The organism is Ruminococcus sp. FC2018, assembly GCF_000621805.1.
Taxonomy (GTDB): domain Bacteria; phylum Bacillota; class Clostridia; order Oscillospirales; family Ruminococcaceae; genus Hominimerdicola.
The window spans coordinates 24,047-34,978 of record NZ_JHXH01000020.1; the positions used below are offsets into that span (position 1 = coordinate 24,047).

Consider the following 10,932-nt stretch of genomic DNA (forward strand, 5'->3'; position numbering starts at 1 on the left):
ACAGTACCCCTGTGTGCTGTTGGTTTTTGCGATAATTCGGATAAAAACACTCGGCAGAGAGGGTGAGAAAATGACTATCCTTGTTCCCGCAATGCTTGATGAAACGTTCGAGCTGTTAAAGGCGGCGTTTGCGTCAGAGAAAGTTAAGGTGGTGCTGCTGAAAAATTCAAGCGGCGTTATCAACTCGGGACTTGAATTTGTCCACAACGACTTGTGCTGTCCCTGCGCAATTATGGTCGGGCAGCGAGGTCAACATCTACAACCGTGCCGAAATGCTGCTTACACCTATGATTATCAATGACAAAAAGGGAGAAAAACCATGACAACTATAAACGACATTTACAATCACATTAACTCTATTGCCCCTTACAGCGCACAGGAAAGCTACGATAACAGCGGACTTTGCGTGGGCAATAAAAACCGTGAAGTAACAAATGTGCTTATCGCCCTGGACGTAACAAAGGATATTATCCTTGAGGCAAAACAAAAAAATGCACAGCTTATCCTTACTCACCACCCTGTTATTTTCCATGCCCTGAAAGCTATCGACCCGGAAACTGTGGTGGGTATGCTGCTGGAAAACTCCGTGGCAGCCCTGTGCGCTCACACTAATTTTGACAGTGCGCTGATGAACGATATCCTGTGCAAAAAGCTGGAGCTTGCCCCGGTGGAACCGCTGTGCGAGGAAAACGGCGTGGCAATGGGCTGTGTGTGCGCCCTTGAAAAAGAGATGAGCGCAAAGGAGCTTGCAAAGCATATCCGCAGCTGCCTTGACAACACGGTGGTGCGCTACAACGACCTTGATAAGACCGGTATGTACCAAAGCAGAATGATAACCAGAGTTGCGGTGTGCTCCGGCAGCGGCGGAAGCCTGTGGCGGGACGCACTTTCAAAGGGCTGCGACGCACTTATAACAGGTGATGTGAAGCACGATGTATTCATTGACGCACAAAACAGCGGTCTGAGCGTGTTTGATGCAGGGCATTTCCACACCGAGAATATCTTTTGCAGGTACATGAAAGAGGAGCTGTCAAAGCAGTTTCCCCGGGTGGACTTTGAGGTGGCAGCCAACAACGTTGAGGTCGTGTCGTACAGATTGTAGGAATTTATCATCATACGCATGGTGAATACTGGGGAGGACCCTTTTGAAAAAGGGTCTCTCCCCAAACCCCACCCCTAAAACTTTTATTGCTTTTTCTGCACAAGATGTCTGCGACATCTTGCACCGAAAAAGTAGTGAGAGTTCAGGAGGAGAGATTAAGAGGAAACACTTTCAAGAGGTCACCTCAATTATTTACCAAACATACGATGATAATTCGGATTTACCACATTATCCTTGCATAGTAGTTGGGGATATTCTCTTGGTGCTCTACCGGCAGGGACCTTCTGGAAGTATTGTTCTCCAATCTCTTTTCTTAGACTCTCAGTTATTTTTACATATCGGGCAGTATGCCCGATGTGTAAAAATCATTAAAAGTTTTAGGAAGGGGGCTTGGGGGATAACCCTTTTTCAAAAGGGTTTCCACCAATAAAGCACCAAAAGGGTTTCCCCCGACTGCCACGCAGGGGTACTGCGGTAAATTCTGATTTATAGCAGGAACAGGAGAAAACAAAATGGCACTTGACGGCGTATTTTTAAGTTTAATAAAAAACGAGCTTTCCTGTCTTATCGGCGGGCGTGTGGACCGTATCCACCAGCCCTCCCGTGAGGAGCTTGTTATAGGTATCCGCACCATGCAGGGTGTGAAAAAAGTCCTTTTTTCCGCAGACCCCGGCTCTGCCCGAATACACCTTACCTCGGCGGAGATAGAAAACCCCAAAGCTCCCCCTATGTTCTGTATGCTCATGCGTAAGCACCTGTCCTCGGGCAAGCTTACGGACATACGTCAGGACGGCTTTGAGCGCATACTCTGCTTTGACTTTGAAGCCACCAACGAAATGGGGGACAAGGTCAGACTTACCCTGGTGTCGGAAATAATGGGACGTTACTCAAACATTATGCTTGTAAACGGACAGGGTAAGATAATCGACAGTATCAAACGTGTGGGAAGCGACCATTCGTCGGTCCGTGTGGTGCTGCCGGGAGTGACCTATGAACCTCCCCCCAGAGACGACAGGCTGGACCTTTGCACCTGTACCTTTGAACAGCTTAAAGACAAGCTGGGCGAAAGCCCGAAGTCAGAGACCTCAAAAGCCCTGCTCAAAGCCTTTGAAGGCATCTCCCCCATTCTTGCAAGGGAAATGTGCTTTTTTGCACTGCGGGGAGAGGAAAAGACGGCGTGGGAGCTTACCACGGACGAGCTTGACAGGCTGTGGTTCTTTATCGGCAGGCTGCGCAGCGACCTTGAAAAAGGGGAAAACACCTTTACTGTGGTGAAAACAAAAGAGGGGGTGCTAAAGGACTTCTGCTTCTGCCCGATACACCAGTACGGAGCCCTTATGGTCACCAGGGAGTTTGAATCCCCCGGGGAGCTGCTTGACTTTTTCTACTCCCAGCGGGACGCCTATTCAAGGACAAAACAAAAGGCTTCCGACCTTTTCAAGCTTATTGTGAACCTTACCGAGCGCACAAAAAGACGTGTGGAGAACCAGCGGCTTGAGCTGGAGCAGTGCGGGGAAAGGGATAAGCTCAGGGTCTATGCCGACCTTATAATGGCAAATCCGGGCAGCATAAAAAAGGGGCAGACGAGCTGCACCCTTATGAATTTTTACGAGCAAAGCTGCCCTGAGATAACTATTCCCCTTGACCGCAGGCTCTCCCCTATCGACAATGCCCAGAAGTATTACAAGCAATACCACAAGCTGGGAGCGGCACAGGAAAGGCTCACCGCCCTTATCGCCTCGGGCGAGGAGGAGTCAAAGTACCTTGACAGCGTGTTTGACGCCCTTACAAGGGCAACCACCGAGGCGGAGATAGCCGAGCTGCGGCTGGAGCTTTCCGAGCAGGGATATATCAGAAACAGAAACTCAAAGGGCAAGCCCCCTAAGGCGCTGCCGCCAATGGAGTTTGAGATACAGGGCTTTACCGTCCGTGTGGGCAGAAACAATAAGCAAAACGACAAGCTTACCTGTAAAACGGCGGAAAAAACCGATATCTGGCTGCACACCAAGGACATTCCCGGCAGCCATACGGTAATCAGCGCAAAGGGCGGTGCTGTCCCCGACGGTGTCATTCTCACCGCCGCAAGACTTGCAGCATACTTTTCAAAGGCAAAGGACTCCTCACAGGTGGGGGTGGACTATGCCCTTATCCGCCATGTGAAAAAGCCCGCAGGGGCAAGACCGGGCATGGTCATCTTTACAAACAACAAGACGGTGTATGTTTCCCCCCTTTCCGACGAGCAGCTTCAGGAGCTTTCAAAAGGCAGCAGTTGAAAGATATTATAAAAATCAAGAAAATCAAGCGCCGCATTTTGTGGATTTAGCACGCTGAATTGACAGTGTCTTGCTATTGACTTTTGGGGGAAAAGGCGGTATAATTGTAATTGCCAGAAATCAATATATTGGAGGTTTTTTATAATGGGCAGAGTTTATAACTTTAGTGCAGGTCCTGCCGTACTTCCCGAGGAAGTGCTCAAAGAGGCTGCAGAGGAAATGCTCGATTACAAGGGCACAGGAATGAGCGTAATGGAGATGTCCCACCGTTCAAAGGCTTATGATACCATCATCAAAGAGGCTGAACAGGATCTTCGTGATCTTATGGGTATCCCCGACAACTATAAGGTGATTTTCAGACAGGGCGGTGCTAACCTCCAGTTTGCAGAGGTACCTATGAACCTGATGTATAACGGCAAGGCTGCTTATATCATCACAGGTCAGTGGGCTAAGAAGGCTGCTGCCGAGGCTGAAAAGTACGGCGAGGTAGTAAGAGTAGCATCTTCTGCTGATAAGACATTCTCCTATATTCCCGATTGTTCGGATCTTGACATCCCCGAGGATGCAGACTATGTATATATCTGTGAGAACAACACCATTTACGGAACAAAGTACAAGACCCTGCCTAACACCAAGGGTCACGAGCTGGTAGCAGACGTTTCATCCTGCTTCCTCAGCGAGCCTATCGACGTAACAAAGTACGGCGTTATCTACGGCGGTGTTCAGAAGAACGTAGGTCCTGCAGGCGTACAGATCGTTATCGTTCGTGAGGATCTGCTCAAGGACGAGCCTGCTGTAAAGAACACACCTACAATGATGAACTGGAAGATCCAGGCTGACAACGACTCACTTTACAACACACCTCCATGCTACGGCATCTATATCTGCGGCAAGGTGTTCAAGTGGATCAAGAAGATGGGCGGCCTTGAGGGCATGAAGGTTCACAACGAGAAGAAGGCAAAGATCCTTTACGATTTCCTTGACCAGTCCAAGATGTTCAAGGGCACAGTAAGACCTGAGGACAGATCTCTTATGAACGTTCCTTTCGTAACAGGAAATGAAGAGCTTGACAAGAAGTTTGTAGCCGAGGCAAAGGCAGCAGGCTTTGAGAACCTCAAGGGACACAGAACCGTTGGCGGCATGAGAGCTTCTATCTACAACGCAATGCCTATCGAGGGCGTTGAAAAGCTTGTGGAGTTCATGAAGAAGTTTGAGGCTGAGAACGCATAAGTAATAAAACTTTAATGCATACGGAGCAGCAAATGCTGTTCCGTGTGCTTAACTTTTTAGAAGACAACAAATTTGGGTCTTATATATCGTTCGTCAAACCCGTAGGGTTTGAGGAAAAGAACTGCTGTACAGAGGAAGGGAAAGCCCTCTCTTGCAGGGCTTTCCCTCTTTAAAAACAGTCCGCCGGACTATTTTTAAATTCACCTTTTGCGGAGCGCCTGACGGCAGGAGATCTCGCTGACTGCGGTCAGCGACACGGGCGCTGCCCGTGACCCGCAAGCCTTTTCTCGCAAAAAAGGCTTGACCGAAAAACCTGTTACTATATACGATTTTCAAGTTTGTGCGTTAATAATTCATTTTCGGAAAGAGGTAAGGAAAAATGGTAAACGTATTGACACTTAACAAGATCGCCGCTGTCGGCACAAGCAGACTGGGCGCAGATTACAACGTAAGCGATAACTGCGACGCTCCTGAGGCTATAATGGTGCGCTCTGCAAAGATGCATGACATGGAGTTCAAGGATAACCTGCTTGCTATCGCCCGTGCAGGCGCAGGCACAAACAATATCCCCGTTGACAAGTGCGCAGAGCAGGGTATCGTTGTTTTCAACACCCCCGGCGCAAACGCTAACGCTGTTAAGGAGCTTGCAGTGTGCGGACTTCTGCTTGCATCAAGAAAGATCCCCGAGGCTATCGAGTGGGCTAAGACACTCAAAGGCAACGGCGCAGAGGTAGGCAAAATGGTTGAAAAAGGCAAGTCCAACTTTGCAGGTATAGAGATAACCGGCAAGACACTGGGTCTTATCGGTCTTGGTGCGATCGGCGGAAAGCTGGCTAATATCGCTATCTCCCTGGGCATGGACGTTATCGGATACGATCCTTTCCTGTCGGTAAACGCAGCTCTTAACCTCAAGCCCCAGGTAAAGGTCACAAACAATATCAACGATATCTATACACAGTCCGACTTCATCTCCCTGCATCTGCCGTTCAACGCAGATACAAAGGATACCATCAACAAGGAAACACTTGCAATGTGCAAGGACGGTGTTCGTATCCTTAACTTTGCAAGAGGAGAGCTGGTAAACAGCGAGGCTATCATCGAGGCTCTGGGCAGCGGCAAGGCAGCAAGATATGTCGTTGACTTCCCATGCGATGAGGTGCTGGGCGTTGAGAACGTTGTTGCTATCCCTCATCTGGGAGCTTCCACCGAGGAGAGCGAGGACAACTGCGCAGTTATGGCAGCCGATGAGCTGAAGGCTTATATCGAAAGAGGAGCTATCGTAAACTCCGTAAACTTCCCTAATGCCGAGCTTGCTAAAACCGGCGACACACTGGTTTGCGTGCTGCATAAGAACGTTCCTGCTCTTATCACACAGATCACAGGCGCTGTTGCTGATAAGGGCGCAAACATCGAGAACATGGTAAACAAGTCCAAGAAGGACTGGGCTTACACTATCCTTGATGTAAACGGCGATGCTGATATCGACGCTATCAAAGCTATCGACGGCGTTGTAAAAGTAAGAGTGCTTTAATTCAAAACGGTATTACCCAGCCGATCTCTGCTGAAAAGCAGGGGTCGGTTTTTTTGCAACATTGTGGCGGTAATGTGTGATTTATGCTGCAATCCGGGGCGGCTTTGTAGTTTATTCAACAAGCAGGTGCGATTTTGTTTATTGCAAAGTGGGTCTGTATGTGGTATTATACAAATAGAAACAAAGAACAAAAAAGGAGGACGACAAAATGTTTACAACAATTATCGGGATCGTATTGATGATAGTTCTGGTGTTACTGGCGATATTTGCAATGTTCAAAGAGCTGCGCAAAGACAGCAGGATAAAGGCAGACAAGCAAAAATATAACGCAGATGTTGAAGAGTTCAGGTCGCAGTTTACCGACGAGGAGCTGGACAAGATGAGCAGGAAGTATGACAAACAATCCGTAATTTCAAATTTCCTCTCGATATTTCCGTTTTGAGATGAATATTACAGGCGCTCGTGCAAGGCGGGCGCTTTTCTTTTGAATAGGACAAATCCCGTCTGTCATATACTTTACCAAAACAAACGGGAGGTCATCGCTATGACAGACAGACACAATGCAATCCTGGAGGACAGAAGCAAGCTTATGCTTACCGGAGTCACCGACGTTGAAAGCTTCGACGAGAACAAGGTCTATCTATACACCCAGCTGGGGGAACTGGTCATCAGAGGCAAACAGCTCCATGTGAACGAAATGTCCCTGGAAAGCGGCGAGCTTACGGTGGAGGGAGAGATCTGTGCACTTTCCTACGGCGACAAGGACAGAACAAAAAAACTGGGCTTTGTGGGAAAGCTGTTTAGGTGAGATATGGATATGCTGCGTGAATATACCTTTTCTTTGGAGTACGAAACACACGTCTACCTGCTTTCGGTCCTTTTGGGAGCAGGCATAGGACTGCTGTATGACCTTTTCCGTGCCCTGAGGATAGTCTTTCCCCATAAAAATATCGCCGTAGCCGCCGAGGATGTGCTGTTCTCATTTCTGTCCTGCTCAGCCGCCTATGTCTTTGCCACCGCCTTCACCGGAAAACTCCGTGTCTTTACCCTTGTGGGAATGGCAGGCGGCTTTGTGCTGGAGCATTTCAGCATCGGAAACCTTGCCATGTTCCTTCTGAGCAAGGCGGTAAAAGTCCTCAAACATTGGGTTTTAAAGCCTTTGAGTAAAATTATCCATAAAATTGGACAAAAAAGCAAAGGTATGTTTGTGAAAAATCACATAAATTTATTAAAAAATAAAAAAAATCTCCAAAGCCCTTGAAAGTTGACTTTTAAGTGTTGTATAATGTATTGGAATAGGTGTGAAAAGGGCGAAAGGAGATACTATGACGACCTTTGAAGATATGGACGAGCTGGAAGAGATACAAGACAGCCGGCTTGCCGAAGAAGCTGAGGAGTTTGATGAGCCGGTGGAAGAAAACGTGCGCCGGGAAAGACCCCGCAGCAGGAAAAAACGTAAGCTGTCTAAACGGATCTTTGTGATAATCGCACTGTGCTTTTGCGCATATGCGGCGTTTACCATAATTTACGATAAGGCTGAGATAGCAAAGCTGAGAAGTGAGACCTCCGATATCTCAAAGCAGATAGATGAGGAAAAAGCGCTTAATGACGAATATTCCAGAATGCTGGATTCCGGCGAGAAGGAGTATATGAAAAAGATCGCCATCGACAAGCTTGGATATGCTTTTCCCGAGGAGCGCAGATTCTATATAGTGAACCAGAACAAATAAGCCCCTGTTACAAGGACAGGCAACGTTTATATACATAATATTGATTTGAAAGGGAAAGCAAACACAATGCAGTTAGAAGTCGGAAACATCTACGAAGGTAAAGTCACAGGAATAACCAAGTTCGGAGCTTTTGTGGAGCTTGAAAAGGGCACCACGGGAATGGTACATATCTCGGAGGTGGCAAATACCTTTGTCAGCGAGATAAAGGATCACCTTACCGAAGGACAGACCGTTAAGGTAAAGGTGCTGAGCATGGGCGAGGACGGAAAGATATCCTTGTCCATAAAGAAAGCTCTGCCCCAGCAGGAAAGACCTGCCGGCGGAAAGCCAAAGGGCGGATTTGGGAAGAACAAAGCCCCCCAGAGGGCGCATGAGAGCAGACCTGTGAGGGACTTTACCAAAAATCCTCCCCCGGTGTATGAGAACACGCCGTCGGGAAATGCGGATTTTGAAGATATGCTTTCTAAGTTCAAGGCATCAAGCGAGGAAAGGTTTTCCGATTTGAAGCATGTTATGGATAATAAGCGCAGGTCTTCATCAAGACGCAAATAAACCGGTTTTGTTCATGACGACCAAAGCGGAACAAAAGGCGGCTGCCGGCGAAAAACGCCTGTGGTGCGCCTTTTTTAAAGGAAAACATCGGGGAGAGAAAAATGAAGAATTTTAAAAAGACCTTTGCGTTCATATTTTTTATTCTTGCAGGAATAATACTTGGGGCGTTTATAGCCTATGTGTGCGAGGGAAAGGACTATGTGGGCTGGCTTGCCTGGGGCAAAAAGGTGGGGCTTGAAAATATCTCGGTGGATCTTTACGTTATAAAGCTGGACTTCGGCTTTATGGTAAAGGCAACTATCTCACAGATATTCACCATTGCCGCTGCGCTCATAGTCTTTTCAAAAACCTGCAAAAATCTGTGATATGAGCAGCAATGACCTCTGTCGGTTTGGAGTGATAAACGAATGAGAGTTAAAGCACTTGCGGTGTGTGCGGTTTTGTTTCTGAGCACCGTTATAGGCATCGCCGGATGCGGAAATCCCGATATTGTAGGCAATAACCTTGTCATGCAGGCACGTGAGGATTACAGCGAGCTTGACTCTGCCAGGGTGGTTATGACCAACGTGGATACCGGCAAGCAGGAGCAGGTGTTCACCTTTATGTACAGCGGGGACACCCTTGTGTATACCAACTGGAAGCTGGTGGACGGCAGGGAAAACAGTGAGTACAATAACGGCGAGATAAACGCTTACCATCACGGGGATAAGTTTTATGAGTATAAGGACGGGGACAAGAATTTTAAAAAGTATACCCGTTCGGATAAGCATCAGATGACCAAGGAGGATATGATAACCTATATCCCCTCCGCCATTACCGATGCTAAAATGACTGTAAACGGCGACGAGCGTGAGGTCACCCACGTTTATGACGTGGAAAAGGTAAAGCCTACCGCTCCCGAGGAGGGCGAGGTAACGGACTTTGCGGTGAGATATGTGTTTGACAAGGACGGAAAGCTGAAGTATTTTACCGAAACCACCATTTATAAGGCAGACGGAAAAGAGAAACGCTGCGGTTATAAAACGGTTATAGAAGATAAAAACAGTATCAAGGAGATAACCAATATTGCTTCCTCAAAAGGCGAAAATTAAATCCCCCCCTCTTTGTGAGGGGTGTTTTGTTATACGCCCAATGGTCGGGCATGAAAAGGAGGAAAAAAGAGATGAAAACAAAAATAATCAACGGACAGAGCATTCCTAATATGCCGTGGCAGGACAGACCACAGGACTGCACAGACGTGGTGTGGAGATACGATAAAAACCCGGTGATAAAGCGTGATGCCATAAGCTGCGCCAACTCGATATTCAATTCTGCGGTGGTGCCCTTTGAAGGTGGCTTTGCAGGGGTGTTCCGGGTGGACGACAAGCGCCGTGCCATGGAGCTTCACGCAGGCTTCTCAGATGACGGCATCAACTGGAAAATAAACGAGGAGCGCATCGAGTTTGTCCAGCAGGACCCCTCCACAGCCGAGGCAAACAAGTGGCTCTACGGCTATGACCCCAGAGTGTGCTTTATTGAGGACAGATACTGGGTGAGCTGGTGCAACGCATACAACGCCCAGCCAACTATCGGTATCGCTTACACCTACGATTTCAGGACCTTTACCCAGTGCGAGAACGCCTTTTTGCCCTTTAACCGCAACGGTGTGCTGTTCCCCAGAAAGATAAACGGCAAGTACGTTATGCTTTCCCGACCCTCCGATTCGGGACACACTCCTTTCGGCGACATCTATCTCTCCCAGTCCCCCGATATGAAATACTGGGGTGAGCACCGCCACGTTATGTCCCCACTTATGCCCTGGGAATCCAAAAAGATAGGCGCAGGTCCTATCCCCATTGAAACAAGCGAGGGCTGGCTTTGCTTCTATCACGGTGTGCTTGAATCCTGCAACGGCTTTGTGTACAGCTTCTCTGCCTGTATTCTGGATACTGAGCAGCCGTGGAAGGTAAAATACCGCTGTGAAGAATATCTTATCAACCCACGTGAGATATATGAGTGTGTTGGCGACGTACAGAACGTGACCTTCCCCTGCGCAGCTCTTTGCGATGCGGACACAGGAAGAATAGCTATCTATTATGGCTGCGCCGATACGGTGGTAGGGCTTTGCTTCACCACTGTGGACCGAGTGGTTGACTACGTTAAGGAGCACTCGTCCATATAAGCTTTATCCAATACAGCACAAAAAAAGACCACCCGGATCTGAACTGACCCCAAAAAGTTAGACAAACTTTTTAAAGAAAAAATATGCAAAGCGACTAAGAGAGATCTTGGTCGCTTTTGTTATGCGGCATTGAGCCTGTATTCAACAGGTGACATACCATCAAGCTTAAGCTTGATGCGCTTTGTGTTGTACCACTCTATGTAAGCGTGAAGCTCGGATATGAAGTGTTCTATTGATGTGAATTCTTGTAAATACAGCAATTCTGTCTTGAGTAATCCGAAGAAGTTTTCTGCACAGGCATTATCAAGACAGTTGCCTTTTCGTGACATACTCTGTCTTATGCCTTTATCTTT

Annotated in this window: 15 protein-coding genes; 14 read left to right on the plus strand and 1 reads right to left on the minus strand. The window is 47.8% G+C overall.

The annotated features are described in order from the left end of the window. The first annotated feature begins 13 nt into the window (after positions 1 to 13). From T494_RS0110695 to T494_RS0110760, 14 genes are all read left to right on the plus strand, one after another. Complete coding sequence (locus tag T494_RS0110695) at positions 14 to 301, plus strand: hypothetical protein (protein WP_155984097.1); 288 nt, start codon at positions 14 to 16, stop codon at positions 299 to 301. Between the two features lie 18 nt (positions 302 to 319). Then, on the plus strand, positions 320 to 1,102 hold the full coding sequence (locus tag T494_RS0110700) for a Nif3-like dinuclear metal center hexameric protein (protein ID WP_028506294.1): 783 nt from the start codon (positions 320 to 322) through the stop codon (positions 1,100 to 1,102). A gap of 43 nt (positions 1,103 to 1,145) precedes the next feature. After that, entirely contained in the window at positions 1,146 to 1,532 is a 387-nt protein-coding gene (locus T494_RS0110705; protein ID WP_028506295.1) for a hypothetical protein, read from the plus strand. A gap of 82 nt (positions 1,533 to 1,614) precedes the next feature. Further along, positions 1,615 to 3,375: an NFACT RNA binding domain-containing protein gene (locus T494_RS0110710; protein WP_028506296.1), complete on the plus strand. Its 1,761-nt coding sequence runs from the start codon at positions 1,615 to 1,617 to the stop codon at positions 3,373 to 3,375. 144 nt (positions 3,376 to 3,519) lie between these two features. Next, positions 3,520 to 4,605 (plus strand): 3-phosphoserine/phosphohydroxythreonine transaminase, encoded by a 1,086-nt coding sequence (serC, locus tag T494_RS0110715; protein ID WP_028506297.1) that lies wholly within the window; start codon positions 3,520 to 3,522, stop codon positions 4,603 to 4,605. 379 nt (positions 4,606 to 4,984) lie between these two features. Then, entirely contained in the window at positions 4,985 to 6,136 is a 1,152-nt protein-coding gene (locus T494_RS0110720; RefSeq protein WP_028506298.1) for a 3-phosphoglycerate dehydrogenase family protein, read from the plus strand. A gap of 208 nt (positions 6,137 to 6,344) precedes the next feature. After that, positions 6,345 to 6,578: a hypothetical protein gene (locus T494_RS0110725; protein ID WP_028506299.1), complete on the plus strand. Its 234-nt coding sequence runs from the start codon at positions 6,345 to 6,347 to the stop codon at positions 6,576 to 6,578. A gap of 102 nt (positions 6,579 to 6,680) precedes the next feature. Further along, on the plus strand, positions 6,681 to 6,944 hold the full coding sequence (gene yabP / locus T494_RS0110730) for a sporulation protein YabP (protein WP_028506300.1): 264 nt from the start codon (positions 6,681 to 6,683) through the stop codon (positions 6,942 to 6,944). A gap of 3 nt (positions 6,945 to 6,947) precedes the next feature. Continuing rightward, complete coding sequence (gene yabQ, locus T494_RS0110735; protein WP_028506301.1) at positions 6,948 to 7,397, plus strand: spore cortex biosynthesis protein YabQ; 450 nt, start codon at positions 6,948 to 6,950, stop codon at positions 7,395 to 7,397. Positions 7,398 to 7,461: 64 nt separating this feature from the next. Continuing rightward, on the plus strand, positions 7,462 to 7,866 hold the full coding sequence (locus T494_RS0110740; protein WP_051540374.1) for a hypothetical protein: 405 nt from the start codon (positions 7,462 to 7,464) through the stop codon (positions 7,864 to 7,866). A gap of 66 nt (positions 7,867 to 7,932) precedes the next feature. Beyond that, the gene (locus tag T494_RS0110745) at positions 7,933 to 8,418 is read left to right on the plus strand and encodes a S1 RNA-binding domain-containing protein (RefSeq protein ID WP_028506303.1); all 486 of its coding nucleotides are present in this window, start codon (positions 7,933 to 7,935) and stop codon (positions 8,416 to 8,418) included. 101 nt (positions 8,419 to 8,519) lie between these two features. Then, positions 8,520 to 8,783 (plus strand): DUF4321 domain-containing protein, encoded by a 264-nt coding sequence (locus T494_RS0110750; RefSeq protein ID WP_028506304.1) that lies wholly within the window; start codon positions 8,520 to 8,522, stop codon positions 8,781 to 8,783. Positions 8,784 to 8,825: 42 nt separating this feature from the next. After that, on the plus strand, positions 8,826 to 9,509 hold the full coding sequence (locus tag T494_RS0110755; protein WP_028506305.1) for a hypothetical protein: 684 nt from the start codon (positions 8,826 to 8,828) through the stop codon (positions 9,507 to 9,509). Positions 9,510 to 9,580: 71 nt separating this feature from the next. Further along, positions 9,581 to 10,579 carry a glycoside hydrolase family 130 protein gene (locus T494_RS0110760; protein ID WP_028506306.1) on the plus strand — a complete coding sequence of 333 codons (999 nt, stop codon included), beginning with the start codon at positions 9,581 to 9,583 and terminating at the stop codon, positions 10,577 to 10,579. 119 nt (positions 10,580 to 10,698) lie between these two features. Here the strand turns inward: T494_RS0110760 and T494_RS0110765 are convergent. Next, positions 10,699 to 10,932 (minus strand): IS3 family transposase (locus tag T494_RS0110765; RefSeq protein ID WP_028506307.1); only part of this gene is annotated, 234 nt, incomplete at its 5' end.